Genomic DNA, 18,063 nt, shown 5'->3' with positions numbered 1-18,063 from the left:
CTCACCTACAGGATTTCGAGCCTTTTTATGACTAGTGCCCACCCCAGTTTTGAGTTACTGCGCAGCCAACACGTTGAAGCCCTGAAGATCCGGGTAGAGGAATACCGCCACAAGGCTACCGGTGCGCAGCATATTCACCTCGCCGCCGATAATAATGAAAATGTGTTTCTCGTCGCCCTGCGCACCGTTCCCCATGACTCAACCGGTGTGGCCCATATCCTTGAACACACAGCACTGTGTGGCAGTGAACGTTACCCGGTGCGCGATCCCTTCTTTATGATGATACGCCGCTCGCTTAACACCTTTATGAATGCGTTCACCAGTTCAGACTGGACTGCCTACCCCTTTGCCAGCCAAAACCTTAAGGACTTCAATAACCTGCTCGATGTGTATCTGGATGCGGTCTTTTTCTCGCGCCTCGATGAACTGGATTTCGCCCAGGAAGGCCACCGGGTGGAATTTGCCGAGGCCGATAATCCTGATTCAGAGCTGGTATTCAAAGGCGTGGTCTATAACGAAATGAAGGGCGCCATGAGTTCGGTGGCTTCCCAACTGTGGCATACATTATGTAAATACCTGTATCCCAGCACGACCTATCACTTCAATAGCGGCGGCGATCCGGAACATATTCCCGACCTGACTTACGAGCAACTCAAACATTTCTACCAGACGCATTATCACCCCAGTAATGCCATCTTCATGACCTATGGCGACATCCCTGCCGCAACCCATCAGGCGCGTTTTGAATCCCAGGCGCTGTCGCGTTTTGAACAACTGGATAGCCTGATCAGCGTGCCCGCCGAAAAGCGTTACTACGCCCCGGTCTGTGTTGAAGAAGCCTATCCCCTGGATGAGAGCGAAGACGACGATCTGAGCCACAAGACCCACGTAGTCATGGCTTGGCTGTTGGGGAAAACCACCAACCTGGCTGAAAGCCTGGAAGCGCACTTGTTGTCCAACGTGTTGCTGGACAACAGCGCGTCTCCCTTGCAACAAGCGTTGGAAACCACGGAGTTGGGGCAAGCGCCCTCTCCTCTGTGCGGCATGGACGACTCGCAACATGAAATTGCTTTCGTGTGTGGACTCGAAGGTTGCGCTCTGGAAGATGTAGATAAGGTCGAACAACTCATCCTGGATACCCTGCAGCAGGTTGCCGAGGAAGGTGTTCCCCAGCAACTATTGGAAGCCTCTCTGCATCAGCTGGAATTGCAACAACGTGAAGTAGGTGGTGATGGCTATCCTTACGGTTTGCAGCTGATCATGACCAGCCTCACGGCCGCGACCCATCGCGGCGATCCGATTGCTTTGCTGGATCTGGATACCGCTCTGGCTGACCTGCGCGCAAAGATCCAACAACCGGATTTTATCCAACAGCTGGCGCGCACGCTGTTACTCGATAACCCCCATCGGGTGCGCCTGACCCTGCGCCCGGATACGCAAATGAACCAGCGAGTCAAACAGGCGGAAATTGACCGCTTGGCCGAACTGAAAAGCCGGTTAACTGAGACTGACAAACAAGCCATCATCGAACGCAGCCATGCCTTGCAGGCCCGCCAGTTGCGCAAAGACGATGAAAGCCTGCTGCCCAAAGTCGGGCTGGAAGACATACCGCCACAATTGCATTACATCGGTGGCAGCCATGAAACCTTCAATGGTTATCCGCTGCGCCGCTACAGCGCCGGCACCAATGGCCTCGTCTATCAGCAGATCACCTGCAAACTGCCCGCTCTGGACGCAGAACTGAAACCCCTCCTGCCGCTGTATTGTATTGCCATGACCGAGTTAGGTGTGGGTGACAAAGACTACCTTGCCACCCAACGCTGGCAGGCGGAGGTGGTGGGTTCAATCAATGCCTTCAGCAGTGTGCGCGGCAGCGGAGAAGATGTGCAGGCTATCGATGCTTACCTCACGCTTTCAGCCAAAGCCTTGACCCGCAACAATGGCGCCATGAGCGATCTGATGCACACAACCCTGACCGAGGTTCGTTTTGATGAGCTCAGCCGCTTGCGCGAACTAGTTGCCCAGACCCGTGCCCGGCGTGAACAGAGTGTAACCGGCAACGGCCACAGTCTGGCGATGAGCGCCGCCTGCGCAGGCATGAGCCCCGCCGCAAAACTCACCCATGAACTCAGTGGTCTGGCAGGCATTCAGGCACTCAAGGCGCTGGATAACGGCCTGGATGATGAACAACAGCTGCAAGCCTATGCCGACAAACTTTCCCGCATTCATCAGCTGGTTTTGGCAGCCCCCAGACAATTCCTACTGGTGGGTGAGCAAGAGCACCTCGATGATTACCTGCACGACCTGCAACAACGCTGGCCGGCCCATACTGCACCGGCTGATTTCCAGGCTTTCCATCTGCCACCGGTCAATGAACAGATTCAGGAAGCCTGGCTCACCAATACCCAGGTGAACTTCTGTGTAAAAGCCTACCCCACAGTACCCGCAGATCACCCGGATGCCGCAGTACTTACCGTTCTGGGTGGCTTCCTGCGCAACGGCTATCTACATCGCACCATTCGCGAACAGGGCGGCGCCTATGGCGGTGGCGCTAATCAGGATAACCACAGCGCGGCATTTCGGTTCTACTCCTATCGCGACCCCCGCCTTGCCGACACGCTGAAAGATTTTGATGCAGTATTGGACTGGCTACAGAGCACCTCCCACGATTGGCAATCCGTGGAGGAAGCCATCCTCGGAGTTATCGGCAGTATCGATAAACCCGGCTCCCCGGCGGGCGAAGCCAAGAGCACCTACCATGCGGAGCTCTTTGGGCGTACCCGCGAAAAACGCGAGCAATTCCGTAATCGGGTACTGGCGGTGACACTGGCGGATTTACAACGTGTGGCGACCACCTACTTGCGCCCGGAACGCGCCAGTGTCGCCGTGGTAAGTCATAACGGTCAGCGGGAGACACTCGATAAATTAGGTCTGGTACTCAAAACCTTGTGATGCATAAACGGAAAATCGTGGCCACATGGTTTTCGGCTTTAAAGTCAACTATATTGCTTTAGGCTATAACGACAATTTGTCATAGGGATATACGGGATAAATCCCTATGACACCGCCTCGCGGCCAATAACAATGTACCCATGACCAAGACGACCACAGCATTGACGCTCAATTTATGATACCCACTCGCCCGCTCAACTTCAGCGCCGTCACCCATCCCGGACTCGCCCGCGATAACAATGAAGATTGTTATCTGAGCTTGCCGGAATATGGCATCTGGCTGGTCGCTGATGGTATGGGTGGCCACGAAGCCGGTGAAGTCGCCAGCGCTATTGTCCGCGACACTGTTAAAGAGACTCGTGAAAAACATGCCAGTACGTCCCTGAGTGACAGTATTCAGGCGTCACACCGTGCCGTACTGGAGGCAGCTGCCCGTGGTGTCGGCGCGCTGGGTATGGGCTCGACCGTGGTGGCTCTCTATAGCCATCACAATGAATATGAAGTGGCCTGGGTGGGTGACAGCCGCGCGTATCTCTGGACCAACACTGCCGATGGTGGTCGCCTGGAACAACTGACTACCGATCACTCTTACGTGCAGATGCTGCTGGATTCCGGCGCGATTACCGCCGAAGAGCTGGAGAACCATCCCGAGAAAAATATCATCACCCAGTGCATCGGTTCGCAGGAACTGGCGGATGTCAGGGTCGATATGGTGCACGGGCAGTGGCAGAGAAACCAATGGATTCTGCTATGCAGTGACGGACTCAGCGATGAACTGGACGATAAAGCCATCGCCCAGGTGTTGTGTGATGCAAAAGACACCGAGACAGCCGCCGACCAATTGCTACACGCCGCGCTGACCAACGGCGGTCACGACAACATTACCTTGCAAATCATCGAGTCGCCCTTCACCCGTCGGCATCCTCTGGCGCCGATATGGCAATGGATTCCCTATCTCACCGGCCGCCGCCGGTGGGATGCGTTGATTTACGGTGCCGCTGTTGTGTCGCTGCTGGTACTGCTCTACTCGATCGTGAAATAAGGCACATAGCGCTTCTATGCAAATACCCGGATATCGCATTATTCGCAAAATTGCCCAGGGAGGCATGTCCACCGTCTACCTCGCGATACAAATCAGCGTGGGGCGCGTTGTCGCGCTCAAAGTGATGTCCCCAACCCTGAATGGTGATCCGGCATTCAGCGAACGCTTCCAGCGGGAAGCCAATATCGTTGGTCAGTTATCTCATCCCAATATCGTTTCGATTTATGACATAGGCCGCCATGACAGCCTGAATTACATCGCTATGGATTATCTGCCGGGCGGTTCGGTGCATGACCGGATGATGACCGGCCTCACGGCCGAAGAAGCGTTGCGCGTGACCCGTGAAGTCGCCAGCGCACTGGATCATGCCCATGAGAAAGGCTATATCCACCGCGATATCAAACCGGAAAACATTCTGTTCCGTGCCGACAACTCTGCCGTCTTATCTGACTTTGGTGTGGCCAAAGGCATGATCGGTGTGTCACGCATGACCAACGTCGGTCAGGTCGTGGGTACGCCGCACTACATGAGCCCGGAACAAACACGCGGTAAACCTGTGGATGGCCGTTCCGATCTTTACAGCCTGGGCGTGGTGTTTTTCGAGATGCTGACCGGTAGCGTCCCCTTTCAGGGCGAGGACGCCGTAGCCATCGCGATCAAGCATTTGAGTGCTCCGGTACCTAAATTGCCGGTGCATTACCAGGGCTATCAAAAGATCGTTGATCGCCTGCTGGAAAAAGATCCGGACAAACGCTTCCAAAGCGGGAAGGAACTGGCTGCAGCTATTGAATTACAGGAGGCCACCGGGCGCGGCAGTTACATCACTACCGCCAACCCGACAGAACTCAGCACCCTGGCACTCCTCAAGGCGCTGGTTGCCGCCACTGGTGCAGCCCTTAATCGCCAACTGATAAAACTTTTACGCCTTCGCTGGACGCCACAACGCGGTGTCTATCAACACCCGGAGACGCGAGTAACCGAAATTCTGATTACCGGCGAGAGCGAGGATGAACGTTCAACGGCGGTGTCAACGCGAGTCCACCAGGCCACACACCTGCAACTGGTTCACAATGCCCGCCGCCGATTGCTGTCACGGATAGTGCTCGGGATTGTGATGCTGGGCCTTATCGGTTTTGGTGTCAATGCACTGATTAGTAACGATGTTATAAAGAGTGACGATGCTGTAAAGAGTGACGATAAAGTAAAAATCGCTACCGCGAATACGGAACATCAATCCTCGGCATCCGGTGGTCGTGCCTCTTCCGCACAAGCAAGCTCAACAACCGCAGTGCTGGGCCAGCCGATTCCAGCTTTATCAACGAATATCGAAACGCCAGCTTCTTCTCTGGCAGCATCGTCAGCACCTATGGCACCACCGCCATTAATCATGGCTGAACTGGTACCGCGTTATGCCCTCACGGTGGACACCATACCCAGTAACGCACGGGTCAGGATCATGAATATTCCTGACCGCTACCAACACGGTATTTTGCTTGAGCCCGGTCGCTATCACATTGAAGTAAGCCACCCCGGCTTTGAAACCCGCTATGAGTGGATTGAAATCATCGATAAGGATTTTCAGCCCAGTTATATTCTTGAACGGGTTATTCCTCCGAGCACTAATTTCGTCAGCAACCTGGGCGGCAGCAAACGCGGCCCTGAAATGGTACGAATTCCCGTGGGCAGTTTCCTGATGGGTAATAAAATTGACCCTGCCAGCACGCCCGTCCATAACGTCATCATCAATAAACCTTTTGCAATCAGTAAGTATGAAGTCAGCTTTGACGAATACGACATGTTTGCCAAAGCCACCAATCGCGCATTACCCGGCGACAACCGTTGGGGACGCAAGAATCGCCCTGTCATCAATGTCAGTTGGAACGAGGCACGCGCCTATACCGAGTGGCTCAGCAAGATGAGTGGCGAAACCTACCGTTTGCCTACTGAGTCGGAGTGGGAATATGTCGCACGTGCCGGCAGCAGAACCCTCTACTGGTGGGGCGACAATGATCGGGATGCAATGGACAGAGCTAATTGCCGGCGCGGCTGTTACAGCAGTTTTTCCGGTTTGTTTGGCAGCAAGACGGCACCGGTCGGCACCTACCCGGCCAACGATTTTGGCGTGTATGACACCGCCGGAAATGTAGCCGAATGGGTGCAGGATTGCTACGCAGCGAATTACAGCAATAAACCCAAGGACGGACGCGCGTTTGAACCCTCCACATGTAACCAACGCGTGGTACGTGGAGGCTCATCCAAAAACAATGTGGAGCAAATCGCTTCCCATGTACGCGACCACTACGCACCGGAAATTTACGAAGAAAACCTGGGCTTCAGGGTCGTGATGGAATTGCAATAATTTTCAGAATGGCTACTGCAGTTTGCGGTTAGATACTCGCAAGGAGAGCATCGTAATCCGACACAAAACCTTGGCCTTCACACCCAAAATACCACAACAAAAATCCCAACCTACAAAAACAAAAAAGCCAGCATAACGCTGGCTTTCTTGTTTACCGCAGAAGCTGATTAATTACAGCTACGCACGTAACTCCATGCGTTTGTCCAAGCCCAACCTGAACCTGGAGCGTATGGACCACCCACTGTACACCAGCCGCCGACAGTACACTGGTACTCGCTGCCGCCGTTAACAACTTTAGCGCCAGTTGAGTATGAGCTGCCATCAACATAAGCCGGTGAAGTGCAGTTACCGGTGCTTACAGAAGAAGAGCTGCTGGATACAACTGAGCTGCTTGAGCTGGCAACTGAGCTGGAGCTGCTGGAAACCGGTGAACCGGTACAGCTACCCAAATCCAACCAAACAAAGCCTGAACCTGCAGGACCAGAGTTGTTGGCCGGGTTTTGACCTTGAGTCCACCACTGAGCCTGGTAACGCTTACCGTCGTGCTTGACCTGGTTACCATTATTGTAAACGGTGCCCGAAGCCCAAGCTGGCAGAGCAGCACAGGTGTCATTGGAGTTAGAAGAGCTGGAGCTGCTCGGAACGCTGCTGGATACGCTGCTGGAGCTGGAAGAGCTTGCTGGCGGATTGCCACCGTTACCGTAGTCAACATCCACACACTGATAGAAACCTTCAGCCGCATCTCTTACCCAATCACGTTGCCAAATGCTATAGACAATGTGTTTGCCAGTACGTGGAGGCATCCAGACACTGTGGGTAGAAACCCATTCCTGATCAGCTTGACCTGATTCGTGAATCTGTACCAAATCGCTCCAACGCAGTGGTTGGCTGTGGTTATAGCCTTCTTTGGTGATGTAGTAGCGGAAGTACATGGTTTTGTGAGCAGCGGTATTAGTCCACACAAAGTTCATGAAACCTGAGGTGACGTTAGTTGCTGGCCAGTCGGTCCTTGCCAAATCCATACCGTAGAGATTGGAACGACCAACGCTACACAATCTACCATCGGGGATAAAGTTCTGGTGGTCATCACGCACCCCGCCGACAGCCACTTCTTGCGGCGTGTACAGTCCCTGGTTGCCGGCTGCCTTGGCAGCGATACAAGCCGGATGCGATGGGTTTTCAATTCCGTTTTCTTTACACATGATCACACGGCTTTTGGGTGATGAAATGTAACCGTGCGCATTAGCTCCAGTAGCTGGAAGCAAAGAAGCTGCACCGACGATTAATGCCAAGGCACCCAAGCCTTTACGGGTTTTAACGCCCGCGATGGAACGTTTTATATTAGTTGTTTTCACGCCTCAATCTCCTGCGTTTTTGGTTTGCAAGTAGACAACAGTTCAGTGACTTGTCAGCCACCATTTATAACAACCTCTCGATACGCCAGTGGTACTGCTTACCCCCTCCACTGAAAATATCGAAACCAGATTGTATCCATCAAAGATATTAAATACCATATTTTTTTATTTTCAACGGTATTTAATATCATTAAATTTAAGTATCTTCCGGCACGCATCAATAACTAAAAAACAATTTCACCGTGCTTTTCAAAAGACAAATCCGGAAAACAGAATAAAGAAAATATTTATCACAAAATTTTGTGACCAAGTTCCGCATTTCACTCGGCACAGATCATATAAATTCTACAATCCTTGCATTGATAAGCAGCGATACACTTTACTTACGTGCCCATCAATAAACTACGGAGGCAGCCTCCAGCTTTAAACGTCGGTTTTTAGCCATACGAATTAATACGTACATCGCGGCAAATGCCATCATCCAGATCATTACCCAGACACTTAATACAAAGGCCAGCGATTCGGAAAAATTCCAATGGCGAGCAACCCCCAGAAAAGCGGCATAAAACCAAATGCTGTTAGAAATGGACGCGGGCAATACTGTCTTGGCAAATTCGTCGTGTTGATCGAAGTTAAAAATTCGCGGCAAGGAAACCAGATGAAGTGCAAATGCATTGATGGTGAGAATAATCACCAGAATTATCTTCGCCTGCAGTTTTTGGTTATGCAAATATTCAGGATTAACCGCAATGCCCTGCAACACCAACAACAAACCAGTGGCCCATAACACAGCCAGCGAAGCGATGATGATTTTTATCTCAAGGTGAATATCGGGGTGTTTGTCTTCTGAGCTCGAATTGAAAAAATAAGTTGATAGTTTCAAGTCTGAAATCAGAATAACGCCAATCGCCGAACATGCAGCGATCAGATGAAGATAGACTGTCAATGTATGCACCATTGCCTTAAACACCCCAATGCCAACCAAAGAGTGAATTATTTTTACCTGGCACTATGCCGGTAAATTTTTAATTTTTACGCTGCCAACAAGAACACATTAATGCTGGGGTATTGACCGAATATATTTTGTATAAACCCTGGCATCAAAAAAATGTTAACAGGTGATGAAAGCTGTTTGAAAAAATCGATCAGGCCGCGCATAACCTGGAACCGCTTTTCAACAACCTGTTAACAACAAAGGCGAAATGAATCGCCAGACTAATGGCCACAAAAAACATATGTCACGATGACGAAGTCATCACTAACACTCGGGATACAACATGAACGGGAAGGATGCGCGCAAACCTGGTTTGGCTAATCATTCCACAACAGAAAATGTGCATGAAAAAATAGTCAAGGCCGATAGCGGAATGATCCGTTCCAGCACCTGCTATTTCCCCTTATGAAAACGGGCTTGCTCAACACATTACAAACGGGCAATTTAGGACTACAAATCTTTATTGTTAGTGGTACTGCTTACTGCTCAGATGGACCAATGATACTTAATACCAATAAAAACGCAATATTTTTGTTACTTAATACCAAGCAAAATATTACTTATTGCGTCACAATTCGCAGATTCAGGGCTTTTAAGGAAAAAAAGTACTATGGGAACAAACAGTTAATAACTGAAAGCGGGGAAGTGCCCTGCCGTTGCGGGCCATGAAAAACGCGGTTTTCGTGAAGAGAAATTCTGCAACAGCCGGTTATCAATCGAAGGATTAACCTCCAATAACTCAATTGGCGCGTTTGAGTACCGCAACGAACATCGTATCCGCGTTCCATGCAGGCGCCCCTACCAGCGTCCGAGATGCCAATGAAAATGCGAGCTGACATGCTAAAAAGTCATCCACCTGATTTTCATTCTCGCTAACCTGCCAGCTGCAGGTTGCATAAACCAGATAACCGCCTGGCCGGACGGCTTTACTGGCAGAGAGCAAGATGGCTTTTTGCAGATCCAGCAGTTCGCTGGTATCCACCGCATTAAAACGCCAGCGCGCATCCGGATTGCGTCGCCAGGTGCCGGCCGAGGTACAGGGCGCATCCACCAAGACCCAGTCGAAGCCTTGCTGACGCGCCGCCTCAGCAGGTAAACGCAGCGCTTCTCTGCCCTGCCATTCAAAAGTTCGGATGTTATACAAACCCGCACGCTTCGCGCGACGTTTGAGTTCGTCCAGTTTATAACTCTGCAAATCCGTCGCCAGTACCATGCCTTTATTATTCATGCAGGCGGCAATCGCCAGGGATTTCCCCCCCGCCCCCGCGCAGGCATCCCAGACTTTATCACCCGGTCGCGCAGCAACGCAGGCTGCGATATGCTGGCTTGCCCGGTCCTGAATTTCGACCCAACCGTTTTTGTACGATGAGGTTTGAGTAATACCTGTACCACCCAGGGCGTAAAGTCCTTCGCTATCGAGTACTACGTCTACCCCTTCCGCGCTCAACAATGGCAGTAAATCCTCTGCCGTCATCTCACCTTGGGGCCGGAGCCAGAGCGGCGGAGATTGGCTTTGCATTGCAACGAAGCCGTTCAGATCTTGCGCCGACCATTCGCTGACCTGCGCGCGCGCCTGCAAAAGATCCCACCACTGTGGGCGCAAGCCGTGCCACAACAATTCCGAGGCAACGTGCTGACTTTGCCCAAGCGAAATGTCTGCCCCTTCATTATTTGACCCTGCCAAGCTTTGTTGTGCTCTCAAAAACCACGCTTTGCGTGACTCAGCATCGCGCAATGCTCCCGGCGCAGGGGCATCTGTCGTGTTACGCAAAGTCACCCAATACCAAAAAGCAGTGGGGGAAATTTTATGCACCTCTGCTGCAGTCCAATTGCTATCCCACGCCGACCAGTCCAACGCCAGTGTTTGTGCGCGGTAACTGTGTTCCAACGCAGCCGCAAGTTGTAAATAACGCATCGCCGAAAACATGGCTGCCGATAACATTAATTGTGTTGCAAGATCCAATGGCTGCACTTTCTTTCGATGCGTTGGCTTGCCATGATTTTTCACAAACGGTAACTGTCGCTTCAACCAGCGATCCAGCAATGGCCATTGCCCGGTTAGTTGTGCATCTTCTGCTAACCATTGGCGCCATAGCGGCAACAATAGTTCATAGGGTGCATTGCTCCACGCCATTGTCATCACGTTTTACCTGCCACAACTATTCATAAAAATTAATTAACAACCAAAGAGGCGATACCGACCAGGCTGACGATCAACAATGTCACACCCAGCACCCGATAAAACACCTTCGGATCGCCCTCCAGAATACGGTGATGAAAGCGCAGGCCGATCACATGACCGACAGCGGCGCAAGGCAGCAACCAGAGATGGTGAATCAGTTGCAAGTCCACGCCCGCATAGATGAACGCCGCCATTTTAATGGTCACCAGGATGAACCAGAGTACGAACAGCGTATCGCGCAATTGGTGTTTAGCGACGTGAGTGGCAAATACCGAAATGATCAAGGGCGCGCCGATCAGGGAGGTGCCACTGATATAACCTCCGAGCATGAGGAATCCAGTGTCCAACACCGGATGATTGCTTTTGAATGGCCGATTGATGATGTAGGAAATCGAGTAGACGGACACAATACCAAAAATAATTCCGGTCATTAATCCTGCCGGCAAGGTTAATAAACCCAGCACCCCGACTATCTTGGGAACGATCATGATCGCCAGGGCTTTTTTCAGATACGCCCAATCTACGGTGCTCTCCGGCGCCGATTCGCTGGTCGACCTACGCCCTTGCTTGCGCTGGTTCTGCCAGACCGTCAGTGCAGAAAAAACCAACAGGTGCACCGCGATCAAGGGCAAGTACACCAGCGGTTGGTTGTCCACCAACAACAGGAAAGGTAACGAGAGCACGGCGCCGCCAAAACCCAAACCGGAACGCACGAAACCGCTCCAGATAAAAATCAGTGCAATCAACAAGTACTGGTAAAACGCGAGATCAGCCATGGCAGGAAATTCATAGACAACAAGGAAAGCCGCGCATTATAGCCATTGAAAACCCTAACTACCGAGGTAATTTTTTGTTTAGCTGTTTGCCCGCAGGGAGCTGACGACGTAAAACTGACTCCAATCTCTATTTCGTCAATGCGCATTTTCCCAACCGTAAAGGAGTGAACGATGAGCTATCCACCGTTTTCCCGTCGCGATTTGATTAAAGCTATGGCTGCTCTGGGCGCCTTTTCTCTCGCACCCGGACTCTTCGCTGCCCCATCCGGCAAGAAAAAAATCGGGGTGGCACTGGTGGGCCTGGGCTCTTATAGCCGAGGCCAACTCGCTCCCGCCCTGCAACAGACAGAACATTGTTACTTGGCCGGTATTGTTACCGGTTCGCCAGAAAAAATTCCGGTGTGGCAAAAGCAATACAACATCGCCGATAAAAACGTGTACAACTACGACAATATGCACCAGATGGCCGATAACCCCGATATTGATGTAGTGTATATCGTGCTGCCAACCGGCCTGCACAAGCAATATTCCATCATCGGTGCCGAAGCGGGAAAACACGTCTGGTGCGAAAAGCCTATGGCGATGAACGCTGGCGAGTGCGAGGAAATGATCGCCGCGTGTAAGAAAAATAAGGTGAAACTGACCATCGGTTACCGCATGCAGCACGAACCTAATACCCAGAGGGTTATCCAGATGGCCACGGAAAAACCCTACGGCAAGATTCAATTAATTACCGCCGAAGCGGGCTATCGCAGCGGCGGCTCCCACGGCTGGCGTGCTGATCCGAAGTTAGGCGGTGGTGCCATGTATGACATGGGCGTGTACCCTCTCAACGCAGCGCGCTATACCTCCGGCGAAGAGCCTATCGCGGTCACCGCACGCCAGGAAAGCATCCGCCCGATGTATAAAGATGTGGATGAAACCATGGAATTCCGCCTGCAATTTCCCAGCGGCTGCATCGCAGAATGTGCCACCAGCTATGCGCGTGGTATGAATCGCCTGCATGCGCAATGTGAAAAAGGCTGGTATGAATTACAGCCGTTCCAGTCTTACAACGGGGTACAGGGTCGCACGAGTGACGGCACCTTATTAAATACGCCGATTGAAAATCAGCAAGCGCGGCAGATGGATAATGATGCCTTGGCAATTTTAAATAATTCGCCGGTACTGGTGCCGGGTGAGGAGGGATTGAGAGATATCCGAATAGTGGATGCGATTTTTAAAGCTGCTAAAGAAGGTAAAGAAATTCGTTTGTAATTTTTTGGTGCTAATAACAATACCAATCCCTAAATGAAGCCCTACAATGCGAGCTTGGCGTTAGGTCATTGATTTCGAAACCCTCAATTCACGACTGCATGGATGCAGGAGGTAGAGCAACGCAGGAGCAGTTGCCGAGGGATGAATTGAGGGAGCTACATGGACGTATTCATGCGTTTTCGAAATCAATGACCTAATGACAAGCGGACTACTGGCACTCACCATCTGCGCTCAAATCACAACGCAATCGCTTTTTCCTTCAACTTCTCAATCTGATCCCGCAGTTTCGCTGCCGCTTCAAACTCCAGATCTTTAGCCGCCTGGAACATTTGTTTTTCCAATGCATCGATCGTTTTCCAAATATCCCCGCCGTGCATATCCACTGCATACTTGCCCTGCTTCTCCGCCACTGCCGCGCGATTGCGCGCACTGCGTCCGCCGGCACCGGGGACCTGCGAACCTTCCATGATGTCGGTAATATTTTTGCGGATACCTTGTGGGGTAATGCCGTGTTTGAGGTTGTGTTCAACTTGTTTCTGGCGGCGGCGCTCGGTTTCTTCCATGGCGCGCTGCATGGAGCCGGTCATACGGTCGGCATAGAGAATCGCACGGCCATTGACGTTGCGCGCGGCGCGGCCGATGGTTTGAATCAACGAACGGTCAGAACGCAGGAAGCCTTCTTTATCTGCATCGAGAATGGCCACCAGCGAAACCTCCGGCATATCCAAACCTTCGCGTAGCAGGTTGATGCCTACCAGTACATCGAACTGACCCAGGCGCAGGTCGCGGATAATTTCCACGCGTTCTACGGTGTCGATATCCGAGTGCAGGTAGCGCACGCGCACACTGTGTTCGGCGAGATATTCGGTCAGGTCTTCAGCCATGCGTTTAGTGAGCACGGTAATCAGTACACGCTCATCTTTTGCCGTACGTAAACGAATTTCAGACAAGACGTCATCCACCTGACTGGTGGCCGGGCGTACTTCAATTTCTGGGTCCACAAGACCCGTAGGACGCACAACCTGCTCCACGACCTGCCCGGCATTTTCGCCTTCGTATTTGCCCGGCGTGGCCGATACAAAAATCATCTGCGGCGCGAGTCGCTCCCATTCATCGAAACGCATGGGGCGGTTATCCAATGCAGAAGGCAAACGGAAACCATATTCCACCAAGGTTTCCTTACGCGACCGGTCACCTTTGTACATGGCGCCGATCTGCGGCACGGTCACGTGGGATTCATCAATCACTAACAGCGCTTCCGCCGGCAAATAATCAAATAATGTCGGTGGCGGCTCGCCAGGATTACGGCCAGATAAAAAGCGCGAGTAATTTTCAATACCGTTGCAGTAACCCAATTCCTGCATCATCTCCAGATCGTAACGCGTGCGCTGTTCCAGTCGCTGTGCTTCAACCAGTTTGTTGTTGTCACGCAGGTATTCCAGCCGCCCTTTCAGTTCTTCTTTTATGTTGTCGATGGCTTCAATGATTTTACTGCGCGGTGTGACGTAGTGAGATTTCGGATAAATCGTAACACGCGGTACTTTATGCAGCACTTCACCGGTAAGCGGATCAAAGATCGAAATTTTTTCAATCTCGTCATCAAATAATTCCACGCGCACTGCATCGCAATCAGAGTCGGCGGGATAGATATCAATCACATCGCCGCGCACACGGTAAGTGGCGCGATGAAATTCCATATCGTTGCGCGTGTATTGCAACTCAGCGAGACGACGCAAAATACCGCGCTGGTCTATCTTGTCGCCACGCACCAGATGCAGAAGCATCTTGAGATAAGAATCAGGATCACCCAAGCCGTAAATCGCCGATACGGTTGCCACCACAATCGCATCCTTGCGTTCCATCAACGCCTTGGTGGCGGACAAGCGCATTTGTTCGATGTGTTCATTTATCGAGGAATCTTTTTCGATAAAAGTATCGGATGATGGCACGTAGGCTTCGGGTTGGTAATAGTCGTAATAGGAAACGAAGTATTCCACCGCATTGTTCGGGAAAAACTCTTTGAACTCACCGTAAAGTTGCGCGGCGAGGGTTTTGTTGTGGGCCATGATCAAGGTAGGCCGCTGAACCTGGGCAATGACATTGGCGATGGTGAAGGTCTTACCCGAACCGGTCACACCCAAGAGCGTCTGGTGTGCGAGCCCCGCTTGAATTCCTTTCACCAAACCGGCGATGGCAGTGGGTTGGTCGCCGGCGGGACCAAATTCGCTGTTGACGGAAAAAACTTGTTTCGACATAACGTGTTTCGACTTGAGTAAAGGAATGGGGAGACGTCAATGCGGCGCCACCTTATCAGGTTTGATTGACAACCAATGTCAGGAGACTGACAGTCAGTGCTTGATTTGGGCGTTAGGCCAAAGTTCAAGGATCTCTTGCAGCTGTTGTTCGGGACCGAACTCTTCCCAGAGGATGCCGTTGCAATCCCGCGTATCGGTAAAAGCGCTGGCAGCACTCTCTTCCCAGCCCAGGTGACGCAATCCCGGAACTTCACCCGCTGCGATTTGACGAATAGAAAAGTTCAGCGTTTCGGTGCGCCAGAGGGCGTAAACCTCCGGGACAATAACCTGGGGCTGACTCGCCAGGCGTTGCGTGTAATCCGCAATGGAATCCGTCAATGAACTCACACCCAGGGCAATGTGGAACTTTCGCATCTGCTATCCTCCGCTCAGCACTAACGTCACATTCATAATGTCAATTTCACGGGGCCTATCATGACCGAATATCGCACAGAAACCGACAGCATGGGCGAGATCAAGGTACCCGCCTCCGCCCGTTACGGCGCGCAAACCCAGCGCGCAATCAATAACTTTAGCATCAGCGGCAGAGGCTTACCGACCAGTTTTATTGCCGCCGTGGCGCTAATCAAAAAAACTGCCGCCCAAGTCAACCGCGAGCTGGGGTTGTTGGACGACAACATCGCGCAGGCTATTGTCCAGGCAAGCGAAGCGATCATGGATGGCCAGTATGATGACCAGTTTCCGGTGGATATCTTCCAGACCGGTTCAGGCACCAGCACCAATATGAACGTTAATGAAGTCATCGCCAATCTGGCCAGTGAGCAACTACAGAAACCCGTCAACCCCAACGATCACGTCAACATGAGCCAGAGCAGCAACGATGTGATTCCTACTGCAATCCACGTCAGCGCGGTTATGCAACTGGAAGAAAAACTGCTGCCTGCGCTGGAACATTTGCACACCAGCCTGCTCGGCAAAAGTGTCCAGGTAGAGGGTTTCGTCAAAACCGGACGCACGCATCTGATGGATGCCATGCCGGTGACACTCAGTCAGGAACTGGAAGCCTGGACCCATCAGATTGAAGCGAATTATGTGCGCCTGCGGACGCTGATGCCGCAGTTGTTGCACCTCGCCCAAGGCGGCACCGCAGTGGGCACGGGGATCAATGCGCATCCAGCTTTTTCCACTAAATTCGCCGCGCAACTTGCCGTCAACATCGAACATCCCTTTGTTCCTGGAGATAACCTGTTTGCACTGATCAGCAGTCAGGACACCGCTGTCGCCTTGTCCGGCCTCCTGAAAACCCTGGCCGTCAGCTTGATGAAGATCGCCAATGATTTGCGCTGGATGAACTCAGGCCCCTTGGCCGGACTCGGCGAAATTACCCTGGAAGCGCTCCAGCCGGGTTCGTCTATCATGCCCGGCAAGGTAAATCCGGTGATTCCTGAAGCCGTCGCCATGGTGGCGGCACAGGTGATGGGCAACGACACCACCATTGCCATTGCCGGTCAGTCGGGCAATTTTCAGTTAAATGTGATGTTGCCGGTAATCGCACATAATTTGCTGGAGAGTATTGAGTTATTGGCCAATGCCAGTGAGGTGTTGGCAGATAAAGCCATCGCCAGCTTCGCGGTAAATGAGGCCAACCTGACCAAAGCGCTGGCGCGCAATCCCATCCTCGTCACGGCATTGAATCCGATCATTGGCTACAACAAAGCAGCGGCCATTGCCAAGAAAGCTTACAAGGAAGGGCGCGATATTATCGATGTGGCGGAGGAGGAAACGGATATACCGCGTGCGGAATTGGCGGAATTGTTGAATCCGGAGAAATTGACGCGCGGTGGTTTGTAAGCGCATTTCTTTGTAGGTACACCGCGTCGGATTACGCTGCTGGGCAGCTAATCCGACCTACGTTTGCGACCTACTTTTTGCATGCTCGGGGTAATTCGGCTTTGAGGATGTCGGCCAGGTGGCGGGTGGCCGGGCCGGCGAAATCGCGGTCGGCGAAGGTGATATAAATCGGCACCTCACGCTCGGCGCCCACTTCGACTGACAAATATTTCAAGTGGCCAGCAGCTATCTCCTGATGGGTGTAGGCATCTGGCAACCAAGCGTAACCAAGGCCCATGCGAATGGCCTCCAGCGACGTCTTGATATGGCTCACCGTCCAGCGCTGTTCAGCTTCCTGCCAACCCTCCGAGCGACGGCGGAACAATCCGGAATCACGCACGATAATCTGCCTATGCTGGCGCAGATCCTCGACGTTGGCGGGCCGCCCTAGTTGCTGCAATGGGTGATCCGGACTAGTGACGCCCCGCATAATTACCGTCACCAGTTTGTCTCCCATAAATCCCGGCGGCACGCGTCCACCGATGGCCAAATCCACTTGCCGTTGCAGTAAGGCATCCTCGGTTCCACTCAGAACCGACTCATATATTTCCACGCGGGTTTCAGGATAATCCCGTGCAAAAATCTCCAGACAGCGCAGGATTTTCTCGGAAGGAATAATCAGATCCGCCGCAATACTGATGAGCGGTTCTATGTGAGACGACAGACTCGCCGCCGCTCTCTCCAGACGCTCGGCCTGCTCTAGCAGCACTCGGGCGCGGCGGTAAAGCACATCGCCGGCAGGCGTGGGAACAGCGCGCCGCCCTTGCAACTCAAACACCGCCACACCCAACAACGTCTCCAACTGCTGGATGGCGTAGGACACGGCCGATTGGCTCTTGTTAAGCATCTCGGCAGCTTTGGCGTAACCGCCGGCGTCAATGACCGCCAGCAGCGCGCGCCACTGATCCAGGCTGACCTTGGGTTCACAACAAGTGGGTACCGTCGCTTTGGGTGTGGCCATCGCCGCCTCCAATAGATTAGTTTTTTCGATTAAAACAAGT

Annotated in this window: 12 protein-coding genes; 5 read left to right on the top strand and 7 right to left on the bottom strand. The window is 52.3% G+C overall.

The features are described 5' to 3' along the window. Nucleotides 1-27: 27 nt before the first annotated feature. From CBR65_RS01945 to CBR65_RS01935, 3 genes are all read left to right on the top strand, one after another. A complete protein-coding gene (locus CBR65_RS01945) occupies nt 28-2,952 on the top strand; it encodes an insulinase family protein (RefSeq protein WP_087465299.1) in 2,925 nt (974 codons plus the stop codon). Nucleotides 2,953-3,127: 175 nt separating this feature from the next. Continuing rightward, the gene (locus CBR65_RS01940; protein WP_087465298.1) at nt 3,128-3,994 is read left to right on the top strand and encodes a PP2C family serine/threonine-protein phosphatase; all 867 of its coding nucleotides are present in this window, start codon (nt 3,128-3,130) and stop codon (nt 3,992-3,994) included. Between the two features lie 16 nt (nt 3,995-4,010). Next, nucleotides 4,011-6,353: a bifunctional serine/threonine-protein kinase/formylglycine-generating enzyme family protein gene (locus CBR65_RS01935; RefSeq protein WP_087465297.1), complete on the top strand. Its 2,343-nt coding sequence runs from the start codon at nt 4,011-4,013 to the stop codon at nt 6,351-6,353. Nucleotides 6,354-6,520: 167 nt separating this feature from the next. Here the strand turns inward: CBR65_RS01935 and CBR65_RS01930 are convergent, their stop codons facing one another. From CBR65_RS01930 to CBR65_RS01915, 4 genes are all read right to left on the bottom strand, one after another. Next, nucleotides 6,521-7,708 carry a lytic polysaccharide monooxygenase gene (locus tag CBR65_RS01930; RefSeq protein ID WP_232461315.1) on the bottom strand — a complete coding sequence of 396 codons (1,188 nt, stop codon included), beginning with the start codon at nt 7,706-7,708 and terminating at the stop codon, nt 6,521-6,523. A gap of 394 nt (nt 7,709-8,102) precedes the next feature. Next, the gene (locus CBR65_RS01925; protein ID WP_087465296.1) at nt 8,103-8,666 is read right to left on the bottom strand and encodes a hypothetical protein; all 564 of its coding nucleotides are present in this window, start codon (nt 8,664-8,666) and stop codon (nt 8,103-8,105) included. Between the two features lie 775 nt (nt 8,667-9,441). Next, a complete protein-coding gene (locus CBR65_RS01920) occupies nt 9,442-10,842 on the bottom strand; it encodes an RsmB/NOP family class I SAM-dependent RNA methyltransferase (protein WP_087465295.1) in 1,401 nt (466 codons plus the stop codon). A 32-nt stretch (nt 10,843-10,874) separates the two neighbouring features. Then, nucleotides 10,875-11,660, bottom strand: coding sequence for a sulfite exporter TauE/SafE family protein (locus CBR65_RS01915; protein ID WP_087465294.1), 786 nt, complete (start codon nt 11,658-11,660; stop codon nt 10,875-10,877). 171 nt (nt 11,661-11,831) lie between these two features. Here CBR65_RS01915 and CBR65_RS01910 point away from each other — a divergent pair, with 171 nt between their 5' ends. Continuing rightward, the gene (locus CBR65_RS01910) at nt 11,832-12,917 is read left to right on the top strand and encodes a Gfo/Idh/MocA family protein (RefSeq protein WP_087465293.1); all 1,086 of its coding nucleotides are present in this window, start codon (nt 11,832-11,834) and stop codon (nt 12,915-12,917) included. A 236-nt stretch (nt 12,918-13,153) separates the two neighbouring features. On the opposite strand, the gene uvrB is transcribed toward CBR65_RS01910, so the two are convergent. Continuing rightward, entirely contained in the window at nt 13,154-15,172 is a 2,019-nt protein-coding gene (gene uvrB / locus CBR65_RS01905; protein ID WP_087465292.1) for an excinuclease ABC subunit UvrB, read from the bottom strand. 93 nt (nt 15,173-15,265) lie between these two features. Beyond that, a complete protein-coding gene (locus CBR65_RS01900; RefSeq protein ID WP_087465291.1) occupies nt 15,266-15,586 on the bottom strand; it encodes a hypothetical protein in 321 nt (106 codons plus the stop codon). 60 nt (nt 15,587-15,646) lie between these two features. Here CBR65_RS01900 and CBR65_RS01895 point away from each other — a divergent pair, with 60 nt between their 5' ends. Then, nucleotides 15,647-17,023 carry an aspartate ammonia-lyase gene (locus CBR65_RS01895; protein WP_087465290.1) on the top strand — a complete coding sequence of 459 codons (1,377 nt, stop codon included), beginning with the start codon at nt 15,647-15,649 and terminating at the stop codon, nt 17,021-17,023. Nucleotides 17,024-17,093: 70 nt separating this feature from the next. On the opposite strand, the gene CBR65_RS01890 is transcribed toward CBR65_RS01895, so the two are convergent. Beyond that, nucleotides 17,094-18,023, bottom strand: a complete 930-nt coding sequence (locus CBR65_RS01890; RefSeq protein WP_087465289.1) for a LysR family transcriptional regulator — start codon at nt 18,021-18,023, stop codon at nt 17,094-17,096. Nucleotides 18,024-18,063: the final 40 nt, after the last annotated feature.

This window comes from Cellvibrio sp. PSBB006, from assembly GCF_002162135.1.
Lineage (GTDB): Bacteria > Pseudomonadota > Gammaproteobacteria > Pseudomonadales > Cellvibrionaceae > Cellvibrio.
This window is presented reverse-complemented; position numbering and strand designations above follow the sequence as displayed.

Coding starts and splice junctions, on each gene's coding strand:
- CBR65_RS01945 (WP_087465299.1), top strand. CDS start 28: ATGACTAGTGCCCACCCCAGTTTTGAGTTACTGCGCAGCCAACACGTT.
- CBR65_RS01940 (WP_087465298.1), top strand. CDS start 3,128: ATGATACCCACTCGCCCGCTCAACTTCAGCGCCGTCACCCATCCCGGA.
- CBR65_RS01935 (WP_087465297.1), top strand. CDS start 4,011: ATGCAAATACCCGGATATCGCATTATTCGCAAAATTGCCCAGGGAGGC.
- CBR65_RS01925 (WP_087465296.1), bottom strand. CDS start 8,666: ATGGTGCATACATTGACAGTCTATCTTCATCTGATCGCTGCATGTTCG.
- CBR65_RS01920 (WP_087465295.1), bottom strand. CDS start 10,842: ATGACAATGGCGTGGAGCAATGCACCCTATGAACTATTGTTGCCGCTA.
- CBR65_RS01915 (WP_087465294.1), bottom strand. CDS start 11,660: ATGGCTGATCTCGCGTTTTACCAGTACTTGTTGATTGCACTGATTTTT.
- CBR65_RS01910 (WP_087465293.1), top strand. CDS start 11,832: ATGAGCTATCCACCGTTTTCCCGTCGCGATTTGATTAAAGCTATGGCT.
- uvrB (WP_087465292.1), bottom strand. CDS start 15,172: ATGTCGAAACAAGTTTTTTCCGTCAACAGCGAATTTGGTCCCGCCGGC.
- CBR65_RS01900 (WP_087465291.1), bottom strand. CDS start 15,586: ATGCGAAAGTTCCACATTGCCCTGGGTGTGAGTTCATTGACGGATTCC.
- CBR65_RS01895 (WP_087465290.1), top strand. CDS start 15,647: ATGACCGAATATCGCACAGAAACCGACAGCATGGGCGAGATCAAGGTA.
- CBR65_RS01890 (WP_087465289.1), bottom strand. CDS start 18,023: ATGGCCACACCCAAAGCGACGGTACCCACTTGTTGTGAACCCAAGGTC.